Source organism: Propionibacterium cyclohexanicum (genome assembly GCF_900111365.1).
Classification (GTDB): domain Bacteria; phylum Actinomycetota; class Actinomycetes; order Propionibacteriales; family Propionibacteriaceae; genus Propionibacterium; species Propionibacterium cyclohexanicum.
In genome coordinates, this window is record NZ_FOGZ01000018.1 from 39930 (window position 1) to 66536 (window position 26607).

At 67.6% G+C, this 26607-nt stretch carries 20 protein-coding genes; 15 read left to right on the forward strand and 5 right to left on the reverse strand.

The features are described from left to right. Nucleotides 1-33: 33 nt before the first annotated feature. A complete protein-coding gene (folP, locus tag BMX93_RS09055) occupies nt 34-930 on the reverse strand; it encodes a dihydropteroate synthase (RefSeq protein ID WP_091970269.1) in 897 nt (298 codons plus the stop codon). A 265-nt stretch (nt 931-1195) separates the two neighbouring features. Here folP and lysS point away from each other — a divergent pair, with 265 nt between their 5' ends. After that, complete coding sequence (lysS, locus tag BMX93_RS09060; RefSeq protein ID WP_091970313.1) at nt 1196-2674, forward strand: lysine--tRNA ligase; 1479 nt, start codon at nt 1196-1198, stop codon at nt 2672-2674. A gap of 55 nt (nt 2675-2729) precedes the next feature. Here lysS and BMX93_RS09065 read toward each other — a convergent pair whose 3' ends face one another. After that, nucleotides 2730-3374 (reverse strand): SAM-dependent methyltransferase, encoded by a 645-nt coding sequence (locus tag BMX93_RS09065; RefSeq protein WP_091970271.1) that lies wholly within the window; start codon nt 3372-3374, stop codon nt 2730-2732. Between the two features lie 265 nt (nt 3375-3639). Between BMX93_RS09065 and BMX93_RS09070 the strand changes: the two genes are divergently transcribed. From BMX93_RS09070 to BMX93_RS09080, 3 genes are all read left to right on the forward strand, one after another. Then, complete coding sequence (locus tag BMX93_RS09070; RefSeq protein WP_091970273.1) at nt 3640-4752, forward strand: thiamine pyrophosphate-dependent dehydrogenase E1 component subunit alpha; 1113 nt, start codon at nt 3640-3642, stop codon at nt 4750-4752. Beyond that, the gene (locus BMX93_RS09075; RefSeq protein WP_091970275.1) at nt 4749-5723 is read left to right on the forward strand and encodes an alpha-ketoacid dehydrogenase subunit beta; all 975 of its coding nucleotides are present in this window, start codon (nt 4749-4751) and stop codon (nt 5721-5723) included. The genes BMX93_RS09070 and BMX93_RS09075 overlap by 4 nt, the downstream gene beginning before the upstream one ends. Before the next feature lie 66 nt (nt 5724-5789). Next, on the forward strand, nt 5790-7028 hold the full coding sequence (locus BMX93_RS09080) for a dihydrolipoamide acetyltransferase family protein (RefSeq protein ID WP_091970277.1): 1239 nt from the start codon (nt 5790-5792) through the stop codon (nt 7026-7028). 60 nt (nt 7029-7088) lie between these two features. Here BMX93_RS09080 and BMX93_RS09085 read toward each other — a convergent pair whose 3' ends face one another. Next, entirely contained in the window at nt 7089-7370 is a 282-nt protein-coding gene (locus tag BMX93_RS09085) for a cell division protein CrgA (protein WP_091970279.1), read from the reverse strand. 123 nt (nt 7371-7493) lie between these two features. Here BMX93_RS09085 and BMX93_RS09090 point away from each other — a divergent pair, with 123 nt between their 5' ends. Next, nucleotides 7494-8135 (forward strand): aminodeoxychorismate/anthranilate synthase component II, encoded by a 642-nt coding sequence (locus BMX93_RS09090; RefSeq protein WP_091970281.1) that lies wholly within the window; start codon nt 7494-7496, stop codon nt 8133-8135. A gap of 60 nt (nt 8136-8195) precedes the next feature. On the opposite strand, the gene BMX93_RS09095 is transcribed toward BMX93_RS09090, so the two are convergent. Both BMX93_RS09095 and BMX93_RS09100 read right to left on the reverse strand, forming a co-directional pair. Next, nucleotides 8196-11591, reverse strand: a complete 3396-nt coding sequence (locus BMX93_RS09095) for a PPi-type phosphoenolpyruvate carboxykinase family protein (RefSeq protein WP_091970315.1) — start codon at nt 11589-11591, stop codon at nt 8196-8198. A 255-nt stretch (nt 11592-11846) separates the two neighbouring features. Continuing rightward, on the reverse strand, nt 11847-13511 hold the full coding sequence (locus tag BMX93_RS09100) for a S1C family serine protease (protein WP_177170161.1): 1665 nt from the start codon (nt 13509-13511) through the stop codon (nt 11847-11849). 697 nt (nt 13512-14208) lie between these two features. Here BMX93_RS09100 and BMX93_RS09105 point away from each other — a divergent pair. From BMX93_RS09105 to galE, 10 genes are all read left to right on the forward strand, one after another. Further along, nucleotides 14209-14652 (forward strand): hypothetical protein, encoded by a 444-nt coding sequence (locus tag BMX93_RS09105; protein WP_091970285.1) that lies wholly within the window; start codon nt 14209-14211, stop codon nt 14650-14652. After that, the gene (locus BMX93_RS09110) at nt 14649-16424 is read left to right on the forward strand and encodes a DEAD/DEAH box helicase (protein ID WP_091970287.1); all 1776 of its coding nucleotides are present in this window, start codon (nt 14649-14651) and stop codon (nt 16422-16424) included. The genes BMX93_RS09105 and BMX93_RS09110 overlap by 4 nt, the downstream gene beginning before the upstream one ends. Continuing rightward, complete coding sequence (locus BMX93_RS09115; protein WP_091970289.1) at nt 16421-17203, forward strand: SanA/YdcF family protein; 783 nt, start codon at nt 16421-16423, stop codon at nt 17201-17203. The genes BMX93_RS09110 and BMX93_RS09115 overlap by 4 nt, the downstream gene beginning before the upstream one ends. 68 nt (nt 17204-17271) lie before the next feature. Next, complete coding sequence (gene argS, locus BMX93_RS09120; protein WP_091970291.1) at nt 17272-18948, forward strand: arginine--tRNA ligase; 1677 nt, start codon at nt 17272-17274, stop codon at nt 18946-18948. 268 nt (nt 18949-19216) lie between these two features. Further along, nucleotides 19217-20368, forward strand: coding sequence for a branched-chain amino acid ABC transporter substrate-binding protein (locus tag BMX93_RS09125; protein WP_245725808.1), 1152 nt, complete (start codon nt 19217-19219; stop codon nt 20366-20368). Nucleotides 20369-20470: 102 nt separating this feature from the next. Next, entirely contained in the window at nt 20471-21424 is a 954-nt protein-coding gene (locus tag BMX93_RS09130) for a branched-chain amino acid ABC transporter permease (protein WP_245725812.1), read from the forward strand. After that, entirely contained in the window at nt 21421-23193 is a 1773-nt protein-coding gene (locus BMX93_RS09135; protein WP_091970296.1) for a branched-chain amino acid ABC transporter permease, read from the forward strand. Before BMX93_RS09130 ends, BMX93_RS09135 begins: the two co-directional genes overlap by 4 nt. Further along, nucleotides 23190-24056: an ABC transporter ATP-binding protein gene (locus tag BMX93_RS09140; RefSeq protein WP_245725809.1), complete on the forward strand. Its 867-nt coding sequence runs from the start codon at nt 23190-23192 to the stop codon at nt 24054-24056. The genes BMX93_RS09135 and BMX93_RS09140 overlap by 4 nt, the downstream gene beginning before the upstream one ends. Next, the gene (locus tag BMX93_RS09145; RefSeq protein ID WP_425438779.1) at nt 24049-24753 is read left to right on the forward strand and encodes an ABC transporter ATP-binding protein; all 705 of its coding nucleotides are present in this window, start codon (nt 24049-24051) and stop codon (nt 24751-24753) included. Before BMX93_RS09140 ends, BMX93_RS09145 begins: the two co-directional genes overlap by 8 nt. 201 nt (nt 24754-24954) lie before the next feature. After that, a complete protein-coding gene (gene galE, locus BMX93_RS09150; protein WP_091970302.1) occupies nt 24955-25923 on the forward strand; it encodes a UDP-glucose 4-epimerase GalE in 969 nt (322 codons plus the stop codon). Nucleotides 25924-26607 lie beyond the last annotated feature (684 nt).

Sequence of the window (26607 nt, forward strand, 5' to 3'; positions counted from 1 at the left end):
GGCCGCACAGGGTGCGGGTGGCAGCCGGGAGGCTTACACGCCCCGTCGGCGCACCAGGGGCGAGCGGTCCCCACGGATGGACGCCACCATGTCCACCACCCGCCGGGTGGCCACGACGTCGTGCGTGCGGAACAGGGCCGTGCCCAGCCAGGCCGCGATCGCGGTGGCGGCCAGGCCGCCCTCGAGACGCTCAGAGGCGGGCAGGTCGAGGGTCTCGCCGATGAAATCCTTGCGGCTCATGGCCATCATGAGGGGAAAACCGAGCGTGCTGAGCTGGCCTGCCTGGCGCACCAGGCACAGCGAGTGCTCGGTGTTCTTGCCGAAATCCAGGGTCGGGTCGAGCAGGATCTGTTCGGGATCCAGCCCGGCATCCATGGCTCGCTGGGCGTCGTGGCGCAGACTCTCGCGCACGGCGGCCAGCACCGCCTGATCGGAGTCGTCCCCGTAGTGCACGTGCACCGGATCGGTGCGCGGCGCCAGCCCGCCGGTGTGCGAGACGACATAGCCGGCGCCTTGGCGGGCTGCGGTGTGCACGAGCTGGGGATCGGCGCCCTGCCAGGTGTCGTTGACCAGGTCGATGAGGCCCTCGCAGGCCTCGGCCACCTCGTGGCGCCAGGTGTCGAGGCTGAACAGCATCCGGGGATGGCGCAGCCGGGCCTGGGCGAGCACCGGGCGGACCCGGGCGATCTCCTCGTCCGTGCTCACCGAGGGGCCCTGCTGACCGGCCCGCACCCCGCCGATGTCGATGATGTCGGCACCCTCGGCCACCACCGCGTCGATGCGCGACAAGGCCTCGTCCACGCAGGCGAAGCGGGCCGGGGAGTAGAAGCTGTCGGGGGTCCGGTTGACGATGGCCATGACCGCTGGCCGGGCAGGGCTGAATCGTGTGCCGCGCAGTCGCAATGGCGTGGTGGCGTCCACGGTGATCATTTCGCACCTCCGTGCTCATTCTGCTCCACCGATCGGCCTGGCCAGCCCGGGAACCAGGGACGTCGGATCGGCACCCGCCCTGGTTTCGCCCGGTCTGGTTCGCGAGGATGTCCCTCGTCGGTGCGCCGAGGCCGGCGAGCAGGTGATGGCCTGCCGGCTCGACAGCGCAGCGGACTGCCCCGTGGCGGGCCCACGATAGGATCGGCGGGTGAGCCAGCGCCATCCCCAGCAGTCCCCCAGGCAGCCCTCCAGCGCAGAGCAGGACCTGCCCGAGCAGTTCCGAATCCGTTCGGAGAAGCGGGCACGCTATCTGGACGAGGGCAAGCAGGCCTATCCGGTCGACCTGCGGCGTGACCACACGCTGTCCCAGGTGCGGGCCGGGTGGCCAGATCTGGCAGCAGGCGAGGAGACCCAGGATGTCGTGACGATCGGCGGGCGGGTGATGTTCATCCGCAACTCAGGTCGGCTGTGCTTTGCGACCCTCCAGGACGGCTTCAGCCCCGATCACGACGCGGAACGATTGCAGATCATGCTGAGCCGTGCCGAGATCGGCGAGGACGCGCTGGCGGCCTGGAAGAACGACATCGATCTGGGCGACTTCGTGTGGGTGCGCGGGCGTGTCATCGCGTCCAAGCGGGGCGAGCTGTCGGTGCTGGCCCAGCAGTGGCGGCTGGCCAGCAAGGCGCTGCGCCCGCTGCCGACCCTCCACAGGGAGCTCTCCGAGGAATCGCGGGTCCGTCAGCGCTACAGCGACCTCATCGTGCGTCCCCAGGCTCGCGAGATCGTGCGCGAGCGCGCCGAGATCACCGCCACCATCCGTCGCAGCCTCGGCGAGCAGGGCTATCTCGAGGTCGAGACGCCCATCCTGCAATCCCAGCACGGCGGCGCGGCAGCGCGACCTTTCACGACCCACCTCAATGCCTTCGACATCGACATGTACCTGCGCATCGCGCTGGAACTGCACCTCAAGCGCGTCATGGTCGGCGGGGCCGACCGGGTCTACGAGATCGGCCGGGTCTTCCGCAATGAGGGCGTCGACTCCTCGCACTCCCCCGAGTTCACCATGCTCGAGGCCTATCAGAGCTGGGGCGACCAGTTCACCATCGCCGATACCCTCAAGTCGATCATCATGGCGGTGGCCGACGCGCTGGGCCGCCATCAGATCGAGACCGAGCACGGCGGCATAGACCTGGACGGCGAGTGGACCTGGCTGCCGGTCTACGACGGCCTGTCCCAGGAGCTGGGCGAGGAGATCACCCCCGTCACCCCGCTTGCCCGGCTGCGCGCGATCGCCGACGCCCACCACATCGGCTACGACGAGGGCTGGATCGACCAGAAGCTCGTCATGGAGCTGTTCGAGGCGCTCGTCGAGAAGAAGCTGGTGGCACCCACCTTCGTCTGCGACTTCCCCGAGATCGCCCAGCCGCTGGCCCGGCGCCACCGGAGCAAGCCCGGCTGTATCGAGGCCTGGGATCTCATCATCGGGGGAGTGGAGCGCGGTACGGGCTTCAGCGAGCTCGTCGACCCGGTGATCCAGCGTGAGATCCTCACCGAGCAGTCGCTCGCCGCAGCCGCCGGCGATCCGGAGGCCATGCAGCTCGACGAGGACTTCCTCACCGCACTGGAGCAGGGCTGCCCCCCGATGGGTGGACTGGGGCTGGGCATCGACCGGCTCCTCATGCTGTTCACCGGAGCCGGGATCCGCGAGACGATCCTCTTCCCCCTGCTGCGCCCGCTTGGCTGAGCATCGCCCTCCCCCCGGCCCGCCGCACAGGGCGGGGGTGAGCCCCAGGGGCGGTTCACAGACGCTGGAAGACCGTCACCGCGTCCTCGAGGATGAAGTCCTGGCCCTCTGGCGTCGTGACCTGACGCGGACGCCTGGTGTCGAGGGTGATCGCCCACAGCTGCGGGTCGAGAGCCAGCTCGGCCACCTGGTCTTCTGGGATGAACGGGCGATGGCCGTGCACGATCGGCGCCCACGGTGGCATCGCGCCGTGCGAGATGACGAGCAGATGACCCGCAGGGGCCACCAGCTGGGCCATCCGGCGCAGGATCGAGGTGCGGTCCAGCGCCACCGGGGAATGCATGAAACAGGAGCTGACCAGGTCGAAGGTCCCATCGCCGGACCACTGGGAGAGGTCAGCGGTGATGAAGCGGCACTGAGCCGGTGTCAATCCCGCATCCTCGGCGCCCTTGCGCGCCCGCCGCGTGGCAGAAGGCGAGATGTCCACGCCGGTCACCGTCCAGCCGCGCCGGGCCAGCCAGATCGCGTCGGCCCCTTCGCCGCAGGCCAGGTCGAGCGCCCGTCCCGGGCGCAGCGGCGAGGCCGCGAAGACCAAGGACTCGTTCGGCCGACCGCTCCACACCCTCGTGGAATCGGAATAGGCGTGCTCCCAGAACTGTGCTGGCTCGGGGAGCTGTTCGGGTGCTGGACTGGCTGTCATGCGATGGTCCTGTTCGGCGCGCTCATGGGGCCAGTGTGTGGCGTTCGGGGCAGCCAGGCAAGGACTGCCCCGAATCGCGCTGGGCTCGGGCGCAGACCAGACGGGTTCGGGGCCCACCCGGAGGGGCCCCGGCGCAGGCCTTCGGCCCGGTCGGAGGGCTTGCCCGATCTCGGGCAGGGTTCGGGAAGAACTGATTGCGAGTGAAGGCTACGGTCGGGTAACTTACTATTCGGTAACTTGGCTCTTCATCGTACGAAGGATCCCCATGGACTCCGATGATCCGACGCAGCCCATCCAGCTGCTCACCCCGGATGGCCGGCTCGTCGAGCATCCGCAATTCCGCTGGGAGGGCAGCGACGAGCAACTCGTCACGATGCTGCGCCAGATGCGCCGGGGACGCCGTCTCGACATCGAGGGAGCCGCGCTGCAGCGCCATGGCGAGCTGGGGCTGTGGCCGCCGATGATGGGCCAGGAGGGCTACCAAGCCGGCGCTGCAGCAGTCTTGACACCGCAGGACATGGTCTTCGCCACCTATCGCGACCAACTGCTGGCCCTGGCCAGAGGGGTCGGCCTGCCCGAACTCCTCGCGCTGTGGCGCGGCTCGGGACTGTCACGCTGGGACAGCGCCACGCTCCAGCTGGCGCCCTACTCGCTCATCATCGGTTCCCATCCCCTCCATGCCGTCGGATATGCCATGGGAATCGCCTACGACAAGGCACATCATCCCGACGACAGGGCGAACGACGCCGTCTCGTTCGTCTGCTACGGAGACGGCGCGTCCAGTCAGGGCGACACGAGTGAGGCGCTGGTCTTCGCGGCGGCCTACCGGGCACCGGTGGTCTTCTGCTGCGTCAACAACCAGTGGGCAATCAGCGAGCCGACGGCCGTACAGGCCCCCATCCCGCTCTACCAGCGGGCATTCGGCTTCGGCATTCCTGGCATCAGGGTCGACGGCAACGACCCATTGGCCAGCCAGGCGGTGCTCGGCTGGGCCTTCGAGCACGCTCGGTCCGGGAAGGGTCCGGTGCTCGTCGAGGCGCTCACCTACCGGATGGGTCCGCACACCACGAGCGACGATCCGACGAAGTACCGCCCGGCCGAGCTCACCGAGCAGTGGCGGGCCAAGGATCCCATCGACCGCCTGCAGAAACTCCTCCTGCGCCGCCAGATCATCGACCAGGGCTGGCTGGATGTGATGGATGCCGAGCTCGACGACTTCGGCGCCCAGATCCGCACGACCTGCCACGAACTGCCTGACACCCCCGTCGAGGAGGTCTTCGACAATGTCGTGGCCCACCCCGGCCTCGACCTGCTCGAGCAGCGTGCCGAAACCCTCGGCTGGATCGCCACCCCCCCGAGCGAAGGAGACCGGGCATGACCACCCTCACCCTTGCCAAGGCCCTCAATGCCGGCCTGCGCGCGTCCATGGACGACGATCCGAAGGTGGTGCTCATGGGCGAGGACATCGGCGCGCTGGGCGGGGTCTTCCGGATCACCGAGGGGCTGCGCGAGGACTTCGGGCCGGACCGCGTCATCGACACGCCGCTCGCTGAGGCCGGGATCGTCGGGGCCGCCATCGGGCTTGCGCTGCGCGGCTATCGCCCCGTGGTGGAGATCCAGTTCGACGGATTCGTCTTCCCCGCCTTCGACCAGATCGTCAATCAGCTCGCCCGCTATCGCTCCCGCACCCACGGGCGGGTGAGCCTGCCAGTGGTGATCAGGATTCCGTTCGGTGGTGGCATCGGAGCCGCCGAGCACCACTCCGAGTCGCCGGAGAGCTATTTCGTCCACACCCCGGGGCTCCAGGTGGTCTCCTGCGCCACCCCCCATGATGCCTACTGGCTGATCCGCCAGGCGATCGCCTGTCTGGACCCGGTCATCTTCTTCGAGCCCAAGCGCCGCTACTACGCGAAGGGCGATGTGGACCTTGCCGCACCCGACCTGGCGATGCAGGAGGCCCGCACGGTGCGCCGGGGCGATGATCTCACCGTGCTGTGCTACGGGCCGATGGTCCAGACCTGCCTGGACGCCGCCAAGTCGGCCGCCGCAGAGGGACGCGAGCTCGAGGTCATCGATCTGCGAAGCCTGGCGCCCTTCGACATGGCGACCATCCGCCGCTCCGTGCACCGCACCCACCGGGCAATCGTCGTGCACGAGGCGCACCGCACCCTGGGGCCTGGCGCCGAGCTGGCCGCCCGGCTCGACGAGGAGTTCTTCGCGGAGCTCGCGGCACCCGTGCTGCGCGTCGCGGGCTGGGACACCGTCTATCCGCCGGCCCGCAGCGAGATGCACTATCTGCCTACCGTGGAGCGCGTTCTCGATGCCGTCGATGCCTCCTTCTCCTACTGATCAACAGCCGCCCATGCCGGTCCTGCACCCTTGCCCCCGCGTACTGCCGTCCTTTGAGGAGCCCCGATGCCCGAATACCTGATGCCCGATGCCGGTGAGGGTCTCACCGAGGCCGATGTCGTCGAATGGCATGTCGGTCTCGGCGATCACGTCAAGGTCAACGATCCGCTGCTCGATGTCGAGACGGCGAAGTCCGTCGTAGAGCTGCCCTCCCCCTTCGAGGGAGTCGTCACCGCGATTCACGTGGCCCCGGGCACCACAGTGCAGGTGGGCAGGCCGATCGTCTTCATCGACGACGGCACCGAAGCCGCCGTCGCGCCGCAAGCAGCCCCCGCAGCAGGTGTCCCGGATAGACAGCTGGACGATGATGCCGGCCAGATCCCCCCCGAGCTTGCCGAGGCCCTGGCCGGCGGCATGGTGGGGGAGACCCTCGTGTCGCCGGAACTGCCCGAGCCCACCGCCCGCGACGACCAGGAGAGCGTGCGCCCGCTGCTCGTCGGCTACGGGGCCGCCGATGAGAAGCTGGTGGGGGGTGCCACGCCGCGCCGTCGCCGCAGCCATGACGTGAGCAGGCGCAGCGCTCCGGGGCAGCCCCGCGGCGACGAGTACATTGCGGTGGACACCGTGCGTCGCGTCACAGCCCGCAATGTGGTGGCCTCCCGGCGCGCGAAGGTGCACACCACGACCTTCATCACCTGCGATGTCAGCGAGACGAAGGCACTGGTCACCAGGCTGCGCGCCCGCCGGGAGTTCCAAGGCCTCCATGTCACCCCGCTGCTCATCTGGTGCAAGGCGGTGTGCCTGGCGATGCGCCACAATCCGATGCTCAACGCCTCGTGGGCCCCCGACGCCGACCGGATCGTGCTCCACCACGATGTGAACATCGGGATCGCCGCCGACACCCCCCGCGGACTCATGGTGCCGGTGCTCCAGCAGGCCCAGGACCGGGATCTGGTGAGCATGGCCGAGGAGCTGACCCGGCTGGTCGATGTGGCCAAGAGCGGCACCCTGCAGCCGAGCGACTATCGCAACGGCACCTTCACCATCACCAATGTGGGCGGTCTGGGCCTGGAGGCGGGTACTCCGATCATCAACGGGCCCGAGTCGGCAATCCTCGCCATGGGGGCCATTGCGCGACGTCCCTGGGTGGTGGGGAGCGGGGACGACGAGACGATCGTGCCACGCTGGGTGACCACCATGTCACTAGCCTTCGACCACCGCCTCATCGACGGTGCGGTGGCCTCGCGGTTCCTCGTGGATCTGGCTGCACTGGTGAGTGACCCGGCCCTGGCCATGGCCTACTGAGCGATATGGCGAGGGCGTGCCCGGTGCATCGGGCGGTTCCCGGTGCGCCGCCTGCTCCGGCTACTTCCACAGGGTCGCGACGAAGAAGCTCGCCGCGATGAGGCCCAGCCCGATGAGGAAATTCCAGTTGCCGAGTGCGGACATCAGTGCAAGATCATTCCCGGCGATGTAGAAGACCACCAGCCAGACGACCCCGAGCAGGCCCAGCGGTACGAAAACATAGGGAACCCAGCCACGGTCCGCGAGCACGGAGACATTCCTCTTGCGCTTGACGTTCTCGTGAGCCTTGCGCTTGACGGTCTTCTTGTCGGCGGCCTTCTTGCGAACCTTTGACTCCGGCACGGTGCTGGTGCTCCTCGTGTGATCTGTGGCGGGCGCGCCCGCTGACGCGCTGGACTGCGACGGGGGCCGTCCCTCCAAGACTAGACGGTCCGGGCTGCGCCGCTCGCGGGTAGCCTGTCTGCCATGAGCCGGATCCTCGTCGTCGACAACTACGACTCGTTCGTCTACAACCTCGTGCAGTACCTGGCCCAGCTCGGCGCCCAGGTCGAGGTCTGGCGCAACGACGACCCGCGGTTGCGGTCCGGCGAATGGCGAAGCGGCTACGACGGCGTGCTCCTGTCGCCGGGCCCCGGCACGCCCGAGGACTCCGGAGCCTGCATCGAGCTTGCCCGAACCGCCGGACCGCAGCTGCCGGTCTTCGGTGTCTGCCTGGGTCTGCAGGCCATCGGCGTGGCCTTCGGCGCAGTGGTCGGACCGGCCCCGCAGATCCGCCACGGCAAGCTCAGCGAGGTGACCCATGACGGCCGCGGTGTCTTCGCCGCGCTGCCCAATCCGCTCGTGGCAACGCGCTATCACTCCCTGGTGCTGGAGCCGGACACCGTTCCCGAGGTGCTTGAGGTGTCGGCCCGCACTGCCGAGGGGGTCATCATGGCGGTCCGCCATCGCAGCCTGCCGGTGGAGGCTGTCCAGTTCCACCCCGAATCGGTGATGACCCAGGGCGGCTACCAGATGCTCGCGAACTGGCTGGCCGACTGCGGTGATCCGGGCGCGCCCGGTCGCGCCGCCGGGCTCAGCCCCCTCATGACAGCAGTCGCCGGCCGCTGATCCAGCGGGCGGCGACCACCGGGCCTGCCGGGGCATCCGCCTCGGCAGGCCCTTGGTTCATCAGCCGAATGCCACCTGGCGGCCGATCGTGCCCACCAGCGACTGGCGGTAGCTCTCGGAACGGTCGGCCTCCAGCTCGGCCTCCAGCTCGGTGAGCCGCGCGCGCAGCGCCAGCCGAGTGGACACCGCCGCGTCACCGGGGCGCTCGATGTATTCCCTGAGCCGCTCCACTCCCTCGGAGGCCTGGCGGATGTCCTCGGCCTGCTTGGCGTCCAGCCGCGCCGCGTACCACGGCGAGGCGAGCACCGATTCGCGGGTGAACAGTTCCCGGAACTGCGGACTGCCCAAGGTCCAGCCCTCGGCGGACCGGCCGTGGGCCATGATCTCCAGCAGCGCCTTGAGCGGGGGGCAGGCCAGCGAGATCGTGCCGTCGTCGAAGTACATCTGGGCCACCCGCTGATGGGTCTTGACGATGACGTCGACCGAGTCCACGAAGACCTGCTCGTCCTGCACCTCGGGCCGCAGCATCTCCTCGGTGAAGACCACATCGGGGTGCAAGAAGATACGGCCGAAGTAGTGCGTGACGAAACGCTCATTGATCCGGTAGCCCAGCCGGCTCGCCAGCACCGGACGCCCGTCGAACTCGAAATCCTCGATCCGATCCAGGTAGCCCTCGCGGATGAGTGTGCGGGCGTCGCGCTCTTCGGGGCCCATATGGCTGAACACCTCGGGCACCAGCATCGAGATGTCGTGATCCACGCGTACCTTGGGGCCGATGACGCCCGCTGAGCTCAGCCAGCCGTCGTAGCCGGTGAGCACATAGCTCAGCAGCGCATTGTTGAGGTCGATCGCCGCCGGCAGCGCATTGAACGGCCCCTTGGTCAGGGCGCCTTCCGAGCCGGCGCCCGTGGTGCTGGGCGACTTGCCGGTCATCGAGCTGATGAACTCCATGAACAGCTCGGGCAACTCCATGTAGTGCAGGGGGTTGTAGGCGCACAGCGCCGGGATCTTGCCCTCCGGCGGATTGTTGCGGCGCCCGGCTGCCACGATGTCCACCGGCTGGGGAGCCGGCTTGCCCAGCGGCAGCTTGCGCTGCAATTTGCTCGCCACCTCGGCCACCGCAGTGAGCTCAGGATGGGCGTCGGTAGGACGCACCTGCAGATAGCGAGGGTTCTTGCTCTTCGTGCCGTCGGGCAGATGCCGCGAGTCAGCCGAGCACACCCAGTAGCGGGGCGATTCCTCGTCGGGCATCCGGGCTGCGCTGCGGATGAGTTCCTGCACCGGCGCAGTGAACTCGCTGAACGCCTGCACGTCGGTGAGCAGATCGCGCGCCTGGGCGTGGGTGAGCGGCTCGAAATTGGAGATGAAGGTGTCCGTGCCGCTGGACATGTCCAGCTCCGTCTGCTTGTCGTAGCCGCGGATCTTTGCGTCGTCGGGACGCTGGAAGAGCAGGTGCTCGCAATTGGTCACGTACTTGCGCGGCGTGCCCGAGGGATCGTCCCACGGCGGGCTCACGGTGCTCGCGGTGATGTCGTCCTCGCTTTGCACCTTGACCGCGGGGGAGTAGTCGGGACGCAGGCTGAACAGCCGCCAAGAGCCGTCGGGCCGGAATCCGACACGCAACATGTTGACGATGATCTTCTGCCCGTCGAGCCGGACCATGTTGCCGTGCCGGCCGTTCATGATGCCCACCGTGAAGTGCGAGCGCCAGTCCTCACCCCACTCGGGCTCGTAGTAGCGCTTCACGATGAACAGCAGTTCCTTGACCGTCGCGGGGATCGAATCGAGGAAGGCATTGTGCTCGGCGGTGAACCGGCTCGAGCGGGTGAGCAGCTTGATGACCGAGCCGAGCGAACGCTCGGTGGACAGGATCGGCCGGTGGTCCACGCCGTTCTCGGCGGGGTCGGCGAAACGCTGGGAGTAGTCGCGGTCGAGCAGTTCCTGGACCTTGTCCATGTCGGAGTCGAAATCGGCGGTGTACGCGTTGCCGAACTCGAAGGCGTCGGCGATCGACTTGCTGATCTCGCTCTTGCCGCCGCCCGAGACGGTGGCGGGCTTGTGGCACTGGGTCGGTACCGGCGAGACACCCACCAGATGCCACTGGCTGGCATCCAGCTCGCGGTGCTTGCCGAAGACCCGGTAGCCGTCGGGCGAGAGGTACTGCTTGTCGGTGAGCAGCTTGATGGTCTGCTCGACGCCCTCGCGCTGCCAGCTGATCTCCTGCTCACGCATCGAGTAGCGGGCACCCTCGGGGACGAGCACGATGTCGGGGTGCTCGCGGTCGACCGCATGGCCCTGAGGTTTCACCTCGAAGCGTCCGGGATTGTTCTTCAGAACCTCGTCGATGGAGTAGCCCTCGGGCGTGCGGTCCACGAACTCCGTGTTGAGGTTCCACGCCGGATAGACGACCGCTCCGCCGGAGTGCTCCTCCTCGGCGCAGCCCAGCAGATTGGCCGAGTAGCTGATCTGCGTCTTGACTTCCTTCTTGCAATAGCCGAAGTAGTTGTCGGCGACGACGGTGACGATGACCCCGCGGGCATCGCGGGCACAGACCTTGAAGGCCTTGCCGTCGTTGTACAGCTCGTAGGGGTTCTTCCAGCATTGCCCGTCACGGCGCTGGCGTTCGGTGGCGTCCTCCCAACTGGGCATGCCAAGGCTCTGCTTGGTCATCGTGGTGAGGTGGGGGGCCAGCACGACGCAGCCGGTATGGCCCGTCCAGGTGCTCGGGTCGAGCGAGGCGTCGTTCTCGGGCAGGTAGGGATCCCCTCCGTTGCCGAAGATGCCCTCCACGAAGTCGAGATTGGAGACCAGGCCGGCGGGTGCCAGGAAGCGCACCTCATAGCTGCGTTCCTTGCTGCGTCCGGGCACCGCAGGCACCACCACCGGGCGCATGAGCAGCGACACCCAGGTGTGTGCCGGGCTGGGCTGGTTCGCGGTGAAGGGCAGGAGGGTCTCCTCCTCGGGGGCCTCGAAGGCGCGGGTCAGGATCTTGGCGAAAACTTCCTTGTCGACCTCGATCTTCTCCTGGGGGATCGGCAGGCCGCCGGTGGCGATGTGGAAGACCCCGGCAGTGGTGCGCCGGTCATTCTTCGGATTGTGCAGGACGCCGTTGACGAGGCGATAGGAGTCGACCACCGGGGAGTGGAACTCGTCACCATCGAGAGGCAACGAGAGGCCGCGGGCCAGGCCCGGCTCGTCGAGGACGAGGGTGGTCTTGGGCAGCTGCGGGTGCACCTGGGTGTCGGCCAGGTAGTCGTCGAGGAAGTTCTGGATGCGCAGGTCGGGCGCGCACAGCCGCTCCTGGAGCCGTCGGTTCTGTTCCCGCTGACGCGCCAGCAGTGGTGCGACGAGAGCGACGTTCTTGTTGCCCGCCGCCTCGCTCGGAAGCGGCAGTCCCAGCAGGCTCAGACGAAGGATGATGGCGGCATTTGTCCGACTTGTGTCATGCAATGGCATGGCTCCATTGTGGTCGGTCCGAGGATCGCCGCGACCCTGCCCCGCCCCTTGGATCGTCCCCGCCGAAGTCGCGGCGACCACGCGCCAGGGCGCTGACATTCTCATTCGGACGACGGCCGCCGCGGGCTGCGGGTGCCCCCGTGAGGTGGTCCCACCGGACCGTGGAGAAGAGATCGGGCGGCACGGTCGCACTCCGGACCGCCCGATCGAGGTGGGGCGGTCCGGTGGGCGGATCGTGATGCCCCGTGAGGCAGATCAGTTGATCGGCGAGGACCCCAGGGTGAGGGTGACGGTGTTCTCTGCTCCGGAACTCCCGTCGATCACGCTCAGCCGTGCCTTCTCACCGGGCTCCAGCTCGTCGAGCGCGTCGCTGAGATCGGACTGGTTCGCGATCGGCGTGCCGTTGATCGCTGTGACCGAGTCGCCGACCTGCAGTCCGGCTCGATCGGCCGGCCCGCCTGCGACCACCTGGGCGATGACGAGCCCGCCGGCAGGGGAGGCCTGGACGGTGACGCCCAGATAGGCCTTGGGGCCGATGCGCACGGTTGCGGACTCCTTGCCGGACTCGATCTGGTCGACGATCGACAGTGCGCGAGCGATCGGGACCGCCCAACTGGCCACCGTGCTGGTCTGCCCCTGCGGGCCGCTGTTCGACTGCTCCCCGGCGGTGGTGATTCCCACCACCTCGTTCTCGCTGTCGTACAGGGGGCCTCCGGAGTCGCCCGGAACGGCCTGCGCATCGGTCTGGTAGACGTCCTTCAGGGTTTCCGAGCCAGTGCTCGACAGTTCGCTGCTCACTGTCACCGTTGCGGAGGTGGAGGTGATCGAGCCGGGTGCGGCGGAGAGGAAGCCCTGGCCCTGAGAGTTACCGACAGCGGTCACCTTGTCACCGATCTTCACCCCGTCATCGTCGAGGGAGACCGGGGTGAGCCCGCTCGCCCCGGACAGCTTGAGCAGTGCCACATCGTTGGTGGCATCGTGGCCGACGACGGTGGCCGTGTAGGTCTTGGAATTGCTCGCGAGCGTCGCCTTGATCGCCGTGCTCGATTCCACCACGTGGTAGTTCGTCAGCACATAGCCGTCGGCGCTGAGCACCATGCCGGTGCCGGCCGCCGAGCCGGAGGTCGTGGTGGTATCGATGAGCACGACACCCTTGCTCTGCTGGGCGGAAGCGTCGGTCTGTGTCTGCACCGAGGTCTGGCCGGTGCCGATCTGGCTGGAACTGGGGCCGGAGGCGTCGCTCGAGGAACCCGAGCCGCCCTGCCCGGGATAGCCGGAGGCGCTCGACGAGGGGGCGAGCGGCAGGAGGCCGCTGCTGCGCAGATTCGGCACGATGATCGACGCCGCTGCGGCGATGAGCAACGCCAGGCCTGCGATGACCGCGGCGATCCGGGCGCCCCAGCCCCTCCTCGGCGGGCGCCCGCCAGTGCTGGCCGGGCCGAGGGGACCGTTCGGGTCGGTGGGATATCCGCCAGAGAATGAGGAATACCAGGCATCCCAGTCGGACTGGGAGCCGGCTGGAGCCTGCGGATAGGGGCCCGGCCGGTACTGGCCCTGCGAGCGGGGGCCGGGCTCGCCCGAGGGGGCGGCGTCGTCGTGAAGGGTCTGGCTGGTCCAGTCCCGATCGCCGCTTGGCGAGGTAAAGGCCCGGGCCTCTCCCGGCTGGGGAGCCGCCGAGGAGGCACCCCAGTAACCCTCGGGAGCCGACCAGCCGGTGGGGGCGCCATAGCCCTGCTCGCCGGAACCGCCGGATGTGGCTGGGGTGTCTTGACCGTGCTCACTGGGCGCGGCCGCACCCGACCATGCGTCGTTGTTCTCGTGCCGCTCGTCCATCTGACTGCCCTTCCACATCATGACGGGATGCGTGCCCGCCTCGAAAAGCGAGGCCAGCACGGTGATGCCTTGTGACCAATACTTCACTGCCCGGCGATGTCTGGTGCCTGAGCACCTGCTGTGGGCTTTCTGTGAGCAATGACTGGAGGGCAACGGCCGGCGTGTTGCAGTCCCGAAACCAGCGTGCCTCGTACCGGTGGCCGAACAAACCCGGGGGTGCCGATTTGCCCATGGATAGCCCCCGATTTCGCTCAGCGCCCATGACGGGCAGGCCGAGTACCCCGGGCGTGCGAAGGGCCCCTGCCTTGGCAGGGGCCCCCAAGCCGAAGAGGCGCGGTGACAATTCCGGCTTGGCGCCCGCGCAGAGTGGCAACCCCACCAGGTGCCACCCTCTCCGGTGGTGGCAGCGCCGCCCCCGAGCCGGTGGTGCGGGCCTGCCGAGCGGTTGCTCTGCGGTGCGTCGCTGTAGCCACGCCGCTCCCGGGGGTGCGGCGATCTTGTTCTCACAGTTCTAGGCCATGGAACGCCACGGCGCGCCGCGGCGCGGCGAATTACATCCGAGTACTTCGCGACTCCACACCGCTGTGCACAGCCCGGGCCGCTGTGTGCACAATTCTTGCCCCTTGTCCACAACCGATCCACCAGGTCGTGTGGAGAAGCCGATCCACCAGGTCGTGTGGAGCAAGCGGGCGGTCCGGGCAATCGCCTACGATGCTGATCTGGGCGGGGCCGAAGCGGTCGGATGCCGAAGCGGCCCATGGAGCAGGCGAGCGGAGGAGCGAGAATGAAGATTCCGGCGCCGCTGGCGCGGCTGCTCAAGGATCTCACGGTGGCCTATGGCGCGAAAGTTGCCGCCGAGCTCGTCGCGCGGCTGACGAGCCCCGACAACACCGAGCAGGCCCATCACCTGTTCGACAGGCTCAGCGAAGCAGCCCGCGCACGCACCCCCGAGGGGCGGATTCGAGCAACGCTGGGCGTGCTCAGGGCCCAGCTGGCCATGGTCGAGGTGGGCGGCGAGGACGACCGTGTGGTCGTGGAGTCGTGGCGCCGACGCGTCCATGCCCTGGACGCCACACTCGATCTGGTGTCCACGGGATACCACGGGCGGGAGCGCAGCCGCCAGCTCGCCCGGCTGCGCATCCACGCGGATGCCCTCTTGCACGAATTCCTCGATCGTCAGCGCAACATCGTCGAGGGCGGACGAGAGGGCCGGCTACCGCCAGCATGAGCAGTTCGGCCTTCGAACACATCTCGCCCGCTTTCCCGGGGCGCGCGCCATGGGGCACCTCGGGGCGACTGCGCGCCTGGCAGTCGGCCGCGCTCGAGCTCTACCGCGCCACCGGATCCACCGACTTCCTCACCGTGGCAACCCCCGGTGCTGGCAAGACGACCTTCGCGCTGCGCGTCGCCGCCGAATTGCTCAGCGCCAGGCGGGTGCAGCGGATCACCGTGGTCTGCCCCACCGAGCATCTCAAGGCCCAGTGGGCCGAAGCGGCCGCCAAGGTGGGCATCCAGCTCGACCCCGGCCTCGGGGGATCCTCGCGAGGGGGCCGCTCACGGCAGTACGACGGCGTCGTCGTCACCTACGCCGGTGTCGCCGCCCGCGTCTTCCACCATCGGGCCCGCACCGAGAACTTCAAGACGCTGGTCATCTTCGACGAGATCCACCATGCTGGGGACGCGCTGAGCTGGGGCGATGCCATTGCAGAGGCCTTCGCCCCGGCCGTGAAGCGGCTCGCGCTGACCGGTACGCCGTTTCGCAGCGACGAGACCCCGATCCCCTTCGTGCACTACGAGCGCGGCGACGACGGCGCCCTCCATTCGTGCGCCGACTACAGCTATGGATATGCCGATGCGCTGCGCGACCATGTCGTGCGTCCCGTGGTCTTCATGACCTATGGCGGCCAGATGCGCTGGCGTACCCGGGCCGGAGACGAGGTCGAGGCCGATCTGGCCGCGCCGATGACCAAGGACCTCACGGCGAACGCCTGGCGTACCGCGCTTGACCCCAAGGGATCGTGGATTCCCTCGGTGCTCGCCGCCGCCAATACCCGGCTCAGCCAGGTGCGCAATGCCACGCCCGACGCCGGCGGACTGGTGATCGCCTCGGACAGGCAGCTGGCCCGTGCCTATGCGAAGATCCTGCACTCGATCACCGGCGAGGCAGCCACCGTCGTCCTGTCGGACGATGCGGGCTCCAGCAAGAAGATCGACGAGTTCGCGGCGGGCGACTCCCGCTGGATGGTGGCAGTGCGGATGGTCTCCGAGGGCGTCGACGTCCCGCGGCTGTCGGTCGGCGTCTATGCCACCGCCACGAGCACCGCACTGTTCTTCGCCCAGGCGGTCGGGCGTTTCGTGCGCACCCGACGCCGCGGCGAGGTGGCAACCATCTTCCTTCCCACCGTGCCGCTCCTGCTGTCTCACGCCTCGCTGCTCGAACGCGAGCGCGACCACGTGATCGGCAAGCCCAAGCACGCCGAGGACGAGCTGTGGGCTCCCGAAGAGGCGCTCATCGAGCAGGCGAACCGCACTGAGCAGGCCAGTGACGACCTGCTCGGCTCGTTCGAGGCGATCGCATCCTCGGCGAGCTTCGACCATGTGCTCTTCGACGCCCAGGACTACGGGCTTCCTGCCGAGCCGACCAGCCGCGACGAGGCCGACTACCTCGGTCTGCCCGGGCTGCTGGAGCCCGAACAGGTCGCCACGCTGCTGCGCGAGCGGCAGCGCCGCCAACTGAGCCGCCAGGAACGCCAGGATCGCAAGGACAAGGTCTCCCCCGAGGTGAGTCTGCACCGGGCCCTGGAGACCGCCCGCAAGGAGCTCAACTCCCTCGTCTCGCAGTATGCGCGCACCGCTGGGATGCCGCACTCCCATGTACACGCCGCGGTTCGTCGCGAGTGCGGCGGCCCAGCGCTGGCCGGCTGCACCACCGACCAGGTGCGCGAGCGCACCGAGACCCTGCGTCGCTGGCTGCTGCATCCGGGGACTGGGCCCAGATGAGCCGCACGCAGCTGTGGTCTGGGAAGGGCGCCGGCGGCCTCGCCGCCGACGCGGATCGCGGGGGCGGCAAAGCTGGCGTCGGTACCATCGGTGCCGTGACAGCCCGGGCCAGCACTAGCCGTCGTCGCCGGTGGCTCGCCACTGTCGTGGGCGGGTTGCTCGTGGCGGCTCTCGTGGTGGTCGGCGGACCCTGGATCTGGGTTCGCGCCGTCGCGCACGACAAGGTGTTCACCAGCGCGGATGCCCCTCGACGCGATGTCGCCCTTGTGCTCGGTGCCGGCCTCAATGCCGACGGCACCCCCTCGCCCTATCTGCGCGGGCGGCTGGACGATGCGCGAGCCCTCTACGCGCGAGGTGCGGTGAGCGTCATCCTGGTCAGCGGCGACAACCGCACCATCGAGTACTCCGAACCGGCCGCCATGGCGAGCTATCTGGTGGCCCGGGGAGTACCCTCCGCCGATGTCGTGGCCGACTATGCCGGGCTGGACACCTACGACTCCTGCTATCGGGCCAAGCACATCTTCGGGGTGGAATCGGTGACGGTGCTCGGCCAGAGCTACCACATCGACCGGGCGGTGACGACCTGCCGGATGGTCGGCATGGACGCGGTCGGAGTGGGCAACGAGCAGTCGCACAGTTCGCGCACCTGGCGGCGCGGGCAGGTGCGCGAACTCGGGTCGAACGTCAAGCTCGTCTGGGACCTGGCGACCGACCGGCAGCCGATCCTGGGCTCCCAGGAGACCTCGGTGCGCGAGGCGCTGGCACGGCACGGCCGCTGACCGCGGCGCCACGCGCAGCCAGCCCTGGGCGCGGTGTCGAGCGGCCGGGCCGTGGAAGAATGTCCGCCATGTCGTCCCTGCCCTCCCAGTTGTCAGCACGCATCCAGGCCGTCACCGGAGCGGACCCGGAACTGCGCCCGGCCACCAAGCCCCAGTTCGGCCACTTCCAGTCGAATGTCGCCCTGCGACTGTCCAAGGCACAGGGTCGCCCGCCCCGGGAGGTGGCGGCGTCGATCGTGGAGGCGCTGGATGTCGCCGATCTGTGCGAGACCCCCGAGATCGCCGGGCCGGGATTCATCAACTTCCGGCTGCGTTCCGATGTGCTCGCCGCTGCCGTGACCGCCCAGCTGCACGATCCGCACGCAGGGATCGCGCAGGCCACCTCGCCGAGCACGATCGTCATCGACTACTCGGCCCCCAATGCCGCCAAGCAGATGCACGTAGGGCACCTGCGGTCAACGATCATCGGTGACTGCTTCAATCGGGTGCTGTCGGCTCAGGGCCACCGGGTGATTGCCCAGAACCACATCGGCGACTGGGGACGCCAGTTCGGCATGCTCATCGAACAGGCCCTCGACGAGGGCTTCAGCCTCGACGGTGCGGGCTTCGACGAGCTCGACCTGGCAGGCGCCGAGCAGTTGTACAAGCGCGCCAATGCCCACCTCAAGGCCGACCAGCAGTTCGCCGACCGGGCCCGCGAGCGGGTGGTGCTGCTCCAGGCAGGCGATCCGCAGACCCGTGCCATGTGGCAGCGCCTGGTCGAGTTGTCGAAGCGGGGCTTCGACGCCACCTATGCCCGGATGGGAGTCAGACTCGGCCCGGGCGACTATGCCGGTGAGTCCACCTACAACGAGGCGCTGCCTGCGGTCTGCGAGGATCTGGAATCTCGCGGCATCGCCGTAGTCGACCAGGGTGCGCTCGTGGTCTTCGTCGACGGTTTCGATGCCCCCGCGATCCTGCGCAACTCCCAGGGTGGCTATGGATATGACGTCACCGATATCGCTGCAGTGCGCCACCGGGTCGCCGATCTCGGTGCCGGCCGGCTCATCTATGTCGTGGGCTCGGAGCAGACATACCATTTCAACCTGGTCTTCGGGGTGTGCCGCAAGGCCGGCTATCTGCCTTCCGGGGTGCGCGCCCAGCACGTCGGCTATGGCATGGTGCTGGGGGCCGACGGCAAGAAGCTCTCCACCCGCGAGGGCACCGCCTCGCTGCTCAACGATCTGCTCGATCAGGCCGAGGAACACGCCACGCCTGCCATTGCGCTGGCCGCCATCAAGTACGCCGATCTGTCGAACAGCCTCCAGAAGGACTACGTCTTCGACCCGGAGCGGATGACCCAGACCACCGGCGACACCGGCCCCTATCTGCAGTACGCCCATGCGAGGGTGAGCCAGATCCTGCGCCGCGCCCGGGAGGAGGCCGAGGCCGCCGGCGGGGTCCCGGCGCGCAGCGCAGCGCCCGAGGTGAGTGTCCTTGCGCAGGCACCGGAGCAGCAGCTCGCCCTCTGGCTGACGCGATTCGGTGAGGCGGTCGACGAGGTGGCCGAGGAACTCACCCCGCACAAGCTGTGCACCTATCTGTTCGAGTTGGCCACCATCTACTCCTCCTTCTACGAGAACTGCCCGGTGCTGCGCTCGCAGGGCCAGGTGCGCGCTTCACGGCTCGGCCTGTGCGCTGCCACCCGGCAGGTCCTGGCGAAGGGCCTGGAGCTGCTGGGCATCGAGGCGCCCGAGCGCATGTGAGCGCCGGCGAGGCATTTCATTACGGTTCTGTGTCGTCGTGTAACAGTTCTGCGATTCGTTTGGTCTTCGCTGTGTGCGGGCAGTTCTCGCCGTTACCTTCTTAGGCAGTTCGAGCCGTCGGCTCACTCGACTCATGGAGGTAATCGTGGCGACACGACGAGCATTTCTCGGTGGCATAGCTGGTGCTTCGGTAGCCGTTGCCCTCTCAGCCTGTGGAAGTCGCGGTTCTGCGACCGGTTCGGGCAGTGCGGCAAGCAAGACCGTCAAAGTGGGGGTTGCGGTCCCACTGTCGGGCGATTTGTCGGCGATGGGCCTGGGCATGCGCAACTCCGTCGATCTCGCCGTGAAGCAGGCCAACGAGCAGAATCTCGTGCCGGGCTGGACCTTCGTCCTGGACGCCGAGGACGACCAGGCCAGCGCCGATGCCGGCAAGAACGCAGCCACCAAGCTGGCGGCCGACGACGAGGTGATCGGGGTCGTCGGACCGCTCAACTCATCGGTCGGCCAGTCGGTCGCGCCGATCTACAACTCCGCGAACATCGTGCTCATCTCGCCCGCCAATACCAACCCATCACTGACGAAGGGATCGGACCTGGCCAATCCCAAGCGCCAGTGGGAGTCCTACTTCCGTACCTGCACCACCGACGATGTGCAGGGTCCCTTCGCCGCGAAATACGCTTTCGGGGCGGGCCTCACCTCGGCGGCCACGATCCACGACAAGAAGACCTACGGGCAGGGGCTCGTCGAGCATTTCACCGAGGGTTTCACGGCGGATGGCGGCACGATCACCACCGCCGAGACAATCAATCCCGATGACAAGGACTTCAGCGCCGTCATTTCGAAGGTGAAGGCGACCAATCCCAAGTTCGTCTATTACGGCGGCGAATATCCTCAGGCCGGGCCGCTTTCCCAGCAGATGAAGGCCGCCGGACTGAACGTTCCGCTGTTCGGCGGGGACGGTATCTACGACCCGAAGTACATCTCGCTGGCCGGAGCCACCTCCACCGGAGATCTGGCCACCTCGGTGGGCGCCCCGGCGGCCCAGCTACCCGGCGCGGCGGCCTTCGTCGACGCCTACAAGAAGGCCGGCTATTCCGAGGAGTACGGCGCCTATGGGCCCTACGCCTACGATGCGGCGCGCGCCATCATCAAGGCCGCAGCGGAGAGCCTCAAGAACGCCTCCTCGCCCCGGGAGGCCAGGACGGCCGAGATCAAGGCCGTCGGCCAGGTTTCCTTCGACGGCACGACCGGGAAGGTCGCCTTCGACCAGTACGGCGACGCCAAGACCCGCATCCTCACCGTCTACAAGGTGGAGAACGGCACCTGGGTGCCCGAGAAGACCGACGACTTCCAGACCGGTTCGGGCTCGTCCGCCTCAGCCTCGTCCTCGGCCTCACCCTCAGCCTCTGCAGCGTCCTGAGACTCCGGAGTCGGATGCGGCTGCTGCGCGCCGCTCACCCCCGCGCGCAGCAGCCCGCGATTTGCACACCCAGCAAAACCGTCTTTGGAGCCAATCGTGAACATGTTCTTCCAGCAACTCATCAACGGGTTGTCCCTGGGGGCCCTGTACGGCCTCATTGCCGTCGGCTACACCGTCGTCTACGGCATCGTGAAACTCATCAACTTCGCTCACGGCGAGATCTTCATGTCGGGTGCGTTCGGCGCCCTCACCGTCTATCTCCTCATGGGTTCACCCGCCCATGTGAGCACCCTCTTCGGCCTGTGCGTCATGCTGCCGCTCATGATGATCGGCGGCATCATCGCGGCAGTGGGCATTGCCCTGCTCATGGAGCGGCTGGCCTACCGTCCGCTGCGCGACGCCCCCCGACTGGCCCCACTGATCTCCGCGATCGGAGTGTCGATCAGCCTGCAGGAGATCTTCCGGCTGTTCTACGGGCGCATCCCCGGGTTCCCCGATGCGCATGCCGCCATCCGCTTCCCCGATGTTGCCGGCATCTCAGGTGTCTCGGTGCGGATCGGCGGGGTGGACGTGCAGATGTCGGCCATCTTCACCCTCGCAGCGCTCGCGGTGTGCACCGCCTTCTTGTGGTTCTTCATCAACCGCACGCGATCGGGCCGCGCCATGATTGCCACGAGCCAGGACCCTGCCACTGCCAGCCTCATGGGCATCGACGTCGACCGGGTCATCATGATCGCCTTCGCGCTCGGCGCCGCGCTGGCCGCAGTCGCCGGTGTGGCCCACGGGCTGCGCTACTCCAATATCGACTTCCGGATGGGTTTCACCGCTGGGCTCAAGGCCTTCACGGCAGCCGTCCTCGGCGGTATCGGCAACATCAATGGAGCGGTCGTCGGCGGGCTGGTGCTGGGCGTCGTCGAGGCGATGGCCACCACCTATATCCCGGGCCAGTTCGGCGGATCGGCCTGGAAGGATGTGTGGGCCTTCGTCATCCTCATCCTCGTGCTGGTCTTCCGGCCCCAGGGGCTGCTCGGCTCGAAGGTGGTGGATCGGGCATGACGAACGCACTGGCCCAGGCCACCCAGACCGTCTTCGCCTGGCTGCGGCGCCACGACCGGGCTGGACTGGTGCTGGGCGCGCTGGGCGGCGTCGTGTCCATCGTCTCGATCTTCTGGTCGTGGGCCTGGCAGCCGCAGGCGCTGGACAATATGACCTACACCCTCAGCCCCTCCCCGCTGCAGATCATCTTCGCCATCCCCGCAGCACTGCTGCTGGTCTGCCTCGTCCTGGGGGAGCTCGCCGCCCGCCGATCGGCCAGGAGCCCGCTCGGCAGGATGGCCTGGCACAACGGCGCGAGAGCGGCCGCCAGCACAGCGCTCCTCTACATCGTGCTCATCGTCTTCGGTATCGGCGTGGAGCTCGGCGGACTCGTCAACGCGGACCCCGGAGCGTGGCTGGCGCTGGCCGGCGCCCTGCTCGGCTGGCTCGGCACGAGGATGGCGCCCCAGGATCGCCCGCCCACCCTGTTCCGGGTGAAGTCGCCGCAGTGGCTGCAGATCACTGCGATCGTGGCGCTGCTGGCGCTGGCCATGTTCGCAGCCGCCTTCGGCCTGGGCCAGACCGATGCGGTGGGCTTCATCGCCTTCGGGGTCTTCGCCATCGGCATCTTCCTCATTCTGGGCAAGCTGGGCGTCATGGGCTGGGTTGCGGTGATCACCGCCGCCAACCGGCCCGTCCTGGTGCTCACCTGCTTCGTGGTGGCCTACGTCTTCCCGTTCACCCAGGGCGGTTCGGACGCCAATATGTCCATCGCGACGCAGGTGCTCATCTTCGCGGCGACCGCGATGGGCCTCAATATCGTCGTCGGCCTGGTCGGCCTGCTCGATCTCGGCTACATCGCCTTCCTCGGGGCCGGCGCCTTCACCGCCGCGATGCTGTCCAATTCGGCCTTCGCCACATTGCACTGGCACCCGCCGTTCCTCGTCGTCGTGCTCATCTCGGGATGTGTCTCCGCGCTGCTCGGCCTGGTGATCGGCACACCAACGCTGCGTGTCTCGGGCGACTACCTGGCGATCGTCACGCTGGCCTTCGGCGAGATCTTCCGAATCACCATGAACAATCTGGACGGCAATGACGGTCCCGACCTCACGCACGGATCCAATGGCATTCCCGGCGTTCCCGATCTGAGCATCTTCGGTTTCAACTTCGGCCAGCCCCACACGCTGCTCGGCGTGGAGATCGGGCGTTTCGCCAACTACTACTGGCTCATGCTCGTCGTGATCGCCGTGATCATTCTCATCTTCACCAATCTCAACCGCTCGCGCATCGGCCGCGGCTGGGTCGCGATCCGCGAGGACGAGCGGGCGGCCGAGGCGATGGGCATCAATACCTTCGGCCTCAAGCTGCTGGCCTTTGCCGGCGGTGCCTTCTTGGCCGGGGTGGCCGGTTCGGTGAAGGCGCACGTCGACGTCTCGGTGACACCCGACCAGTACGTGTTCATGGAGTCCTCCTTCCTGGTGGCGGGCATCGTGCTGGGCGGCATGGGCACCGTCGGCGGCGTGCTGGCCGGCGCGGTGATCCTCAAGCTGTTGCCCGAGAAGCTGCGTTTCTTCTCTGACTATCGCCTGTTGATCTTCGCCCTCACTCTCGTGTTCATGATGCGCTTCCGGCCCGAGGGGCTCGTGCCCAACAGGCGGCGTCAGCTCGAGTTCCACGACGAGGACGAGGAGATGGCCGAGGAACTGGCCGAGGCCCTGCCGGGCAACTTCGTCCAGTCCGATCCGCACCACCCGGTCCGAGCGGCTGGCGCCACCCCGGCGGAGGCATGATGAGTACTGCAACCACGACCCGCGATCTGTCGGCCATCGAGCACGGTCAGATGCTGCTCGACGCCCGCCAGGTGACCATGCGCTTCGGCGGCCTGGTGGCCGTCAACAAGGTCGACCTCCAAGTGCACTCCGGTGAGATCGTCGGCCTCATCGGGCCCAATGGTGCCGGGAAGACCACCTTCTTCAACTGCCTCACAGGCATGTACCGTCCGACCTCGGGGGAGGTCGTCTTCGCCGGTAAGCTGCTGCCGCCGCGCCCGGCGAAGGTGGCCCGCGCCGGCGTGGCCCGCACCTTTCAGAACATCCGGCTCTTCCAGAACATGACCACCCTCGAGAATGTCCTGGTGGGCATGTACTGCCGCACCCACGCGAATGCCCTCGACGCGGTATTTCGCACTCCCCGCCACCATCGCGAGGAGGCCGATTGCCGTGCCCGGGCGATGGAGCTGCTCGGCTTCGTGGGGCTGGCGGACCATGTCGACGATCTGGCGCGTTCCTTGCCCTATGGGCACCAGCGGCGCCTGGAGATCGCCCGCGCGCTGGCCACCGAGCCGAAGCTTCTCCTGCTCGACGAGCCGACCGCAGGCATGAACCCGCAGGAGACCAAGGAGGCCGAGGAACTCATCTTCCGGATCCGCGACCTCGGCCTGGCCGTCCTGGTGATCGAGCACGACATGCGCTTCATCTTCAGCCTGTGCGATCGGGTGACCTGTCTGGTGCGCGGCGAGGTACTCGTCACTGGCACCGGGGCGCAGGTGCAGGCCGACGAGCGAGTTGTCGAGGCCTATATCGGTGCCCCCTTCGAGCCCGAGGCACCAGCCGGCACCCAGACGCGAGAGGACGACCATGGCACCGATGCTTGAGGTCAAGGACCTGGTCGTGGCCTATGGCCGCGTCCGTGCCGTCAAGGGAATCAGCTTCACCATCGACGAGGGCCAGATCGTGTGTCTGCTCGGCACCAACGGTGCCGGCAAGTCCACGACGCTGCGCACGATCTCGGGGCTCTTGCGGCCCGAGTCGGGGTCGATCCTCTTCGAGGGCGAGCCGATTGGTGGGCTCAAGCCGCACAAGATCGTGGCCAAGGGGATCGCCCAGTCACCCGAGGGACGCAGGATCTTCCCCGAGATGAGTGTCGAGGACAATCTGCGGCTGGGCGCCTACTCGCGGCGCGATTCCCAGGTGGACGACGACCTCGGCAAGATCTTCGAGCTCTTCCCCATCCTGGGGGAGAGGCGGCGTCAGCGCGCCGGCCTGTTCTCCGGCGGCGAGCAGCAGATGCTGGCCATCGGGCGGGCCATGATGAGCCGCCCGCGGCTGCTCATGCTCGACGAACCGTCGATGGGCCTGTCCCCGCTCATGACCACCACGATCATGCGCACGATCGAGCAGCTGCGCCGCGACGGCGTGACGATCCTCCTCGTGGAGCAGAACGCGCAGGCAGCCCTGACGCTGGCTGATCACGGCTATGTGCTCGAGGTCGGCCAGATCATGTACGACGACGCCGGTTCGGCGTTGCTGGACGATGACCGGATCCGCCGCACCTATCTCGGCGCCGCCTGAGTATCGCGGAGCCCGCGCCCGCTGGCGGAGGGCCCTTCGAGGTGAACGCTGGGGCCGCTGGGCCGGTGAGCGACAACTGTGACAGACTTGCACAGGCTGCGCCGTGGAAGCCGGGTCGCGGCCCCGGCGCGCCGCGCTCGCGGTGCGGGTGGATCCCACAGTGTCTGGGCCGCCACGATGGCGGCTCACGAGGAGGACGAGATGAGCTGGCTGGTCACCGGAGGAGCAGGCTATATCGGTTCGCATGTCGTGCGAGCATTCCAGGAAGCCGGGATCGACCCCGTCGTCATCGACGACCTGTCCAGCGGACATGCATCCTTCGTGCCCCGCGGCGTGCCCTTCATCCGCGGAACGATCCTCGACACGGCGCTGGTCCAGCGTGCCCTCACCGAGTACTCCTGCGACGGAGTGGTGCATGTTGCGGGATTCAAGTACGCCGGGGTATCGGTCTCGCGCCCGCTGCACACCTACAACCAGAACGTCACCGGCACGGTGAGCATCCTGCAGGCGATGGCCGACGCGGGGGTGCACCGCTACGTGTTCAGCAGTTCGGCCTCGGTCTACGGCACCCCTGATTCGGAAGTGGTCACCGAGGATTCCCCGCTGCGTCCCGAATCGCCCTATGGCCAGTCGAAGCTCATCGGCGAATGGCTCAACGCCGACATGGAGCCCGTCGACCCGGCGTGGCAGGGCGTCAACTTGCGCTATTTCAATGTCGTGGGCTCGGGCAGCGACGATCTCTACGACACGAGCCCCCACAATCTCTTCCCGATCGTCTTCGACATGCTGCTGGCAGGCAAGACGCCGCGCATCAACGGCGGAGACTACGCAACGCCCGACGGCAGCTGCGTGCGTGACTATGTGCACGTGGCCGATCTGGCGCGCTCCCATGTGGCGGCAGCCGAGGCGATGATGGCAGGCAAGAAGCTCGAGAAGGCCTACAACCTCGGCAGCGGTTCGGGTTCGTCGGTGCGCGAGATCATGGATGCGATCGCCCGGGTGACCGGCCAGGCCTTCGAGCCCGAGGTCGGACCACGACGTCCAGGCGATCCTGCCCGAATTGTCGCCGACGGCCAGCTCGCTGCCCGCGACATCGACTGGAAGATGCGCAACAGCCTCGACGACATGGTGGCCTCGGCCTGGTCGGCCAGGCGCGCCCATCAGGGCTGAGGCTCGACCGGTGTTCTGCAGGTGGGGCCGGCTGGTCCCACCCCACGCTGGTTCAGCCCCAGGTGAGGGTGGGCTCTCCGCCGAGGCCATGCTTCCTCAGCCTGGTGCTGTCGACCCCTCGCAGCGACTGCGTCGATGGCCTGACCGCCTATCGGCACAGCTGTCCGGTGGTTCTGCGGGCTTCCGCGCTGCCCGGGCCAGGTGTTCCTGCTCGGCCGCACCCGCGGACTAACCGTTGACAGGTGCCTGGCGGACCGGCCTGTCGGCATCGCCGGCCGATAACGATCGCTAATCTGGATTAGATCTTCATTGACAGTGAAGGAACGGTTGGTGCCTGCTGTGGAATCAGAATCACCGGTAACTCGGTGCTCAGCATGGGGAACGTCCTCGAGGAAAAACTAACAGAAGTATATGCTCGCGCAACATCAGACGTACTTCTTAGAGCAATTCATGTGCTTGGTCCTGGTTGGCTGTTAAAGTTTGCAAAGTGTCGTGATGAAACCATCAAGGTACGAGATGGGTACACGAACATTTGTGAAATATGTGAGGACCTCACCACTCAGGAGTCGGCTATCGATGTACTAAGAGACTTATTCCTAACTCGGTTACCAGCCGAGCCGGTAGAGTTCGAGGCGTGTGACGAGGTGGATGATGTTGGCTAGTCGTTTCAGCTGTCTGCGGTAG

Excerpts from the sequence above, each read along its gene's own strand:
- folP (WP_091970269.1), bottom strand. The coding sequence starts at position 930 with ATGATCACCGTGGACGCCACCACGCCATTGCGACTGCGCGGCACACGA.
- BMX93_RS09065 (WP_091970271.1), bottom strand. The coding sequence starts at position 3,374 with ATGACAGCCAGTCCAGCACCCGAACAGCTCCCCGAGCCAGCACAGTTC.
- BMX93_RS09070 (WP_091970273.1), top strand. The coding sequence starts at position 3,640 with ATGGACTCCGATGATCCGACGCAGCCCATCCAGCTGCTCACCCCGGAT.
- BMX93_RS09075 (WP_091970275.1), top strand. The coding sequence starts at position 4,749 with ATGACCACCCTCACCCTTGCCAAGGCCCTCAATGCCGGCCTGCGCGCG.
- BMX93_RS09080 (WP_091970277.1), top strand. The coding sequence starts at position 5,790 with ATGCCCGAATACCTGATGCCCGATGCCGGTGAGGGTCTCACCGAGGCC.
- BMX93_RS09090 (WP_091970281.1), top strand. The coding sequence starts at position 7,494 with ATGAGCCGGATCCTCGTCGTCGACAACTACGACTCGTTCGTCTACAAC.
- BMX93_RS09095 (WP_091970315.1), bottom strand. The coding sequence starts at position 11,591 with ATGCCATTGCATGACACAAGTCGGACAAATGCCGCCATCATCCTTCGT.
- BMX93_RS09105 (WP_091970285.1), top strand. The coding sequence starts at position 14,209 with ATGAAGATTCCGGCGCCGCTGGCGCGGCTGCTCAAGGATCTCACGGTG.
- BMX93_RS09110 (WP_091970287.1), top strand. The coding sequence starts at position 14,649 with ATGAGCAGTTCGGCCTTCGAACACATCTCGCCCGCTTTCCCGGGGCGC.
- BMX93_RS09115 (WP_091970289.1), top strand. The coding sequence starts at position 16,421 with ATGAGCCGCACGCAGCTGTGGTCTGGGAAGGGCGCCGGCGGCCTCGCC.
- argS (WP_091970291.1), top strand. The coding sequence starts at position 17,272 with ATGTCGTCCCTGCCCTCCCAGTTGTCAGCACGCATCCAGGCCGTCACC.
- BMX93_RS09130 (WP_245725812.1), top strand. The coding sequence starts at position 20,471 with ATGTTCTTCCAGCAACTCATCAACGGGTTGTCCCTGGGGGCCCTGTAC.
- BMX93_RS09135 (WP_091970296.1), top strand. The coding sequence starts at position 21,421 with ATGACGAACGCACTGGCCCAGGCCACCCAGACCGTCTTCGCCTGGCTG.
- BMX93_RS09140 (WP_245725809.1), top strand. The coding sequence starts at position 23,190 with ATGATGAGTACTGCAACCACGACCCGCGATCTGTCGGCCATCGAGCAC.
- BMX93_RS09145 (WP_425438779.1), top strand. The coding sequence starts at position 24,049 with ATGCTTGAGGTCAAGGACCTGGTCGTGGCCTATGGCCGCGTCCGTGCC.
- galE (WP_091970302.1), top strand. The coding sequence starts at position 24,955 with ATGAGCTGGCTGGTCACCGGAGGAGCAGGCTATATCGGTTCGCATGTC.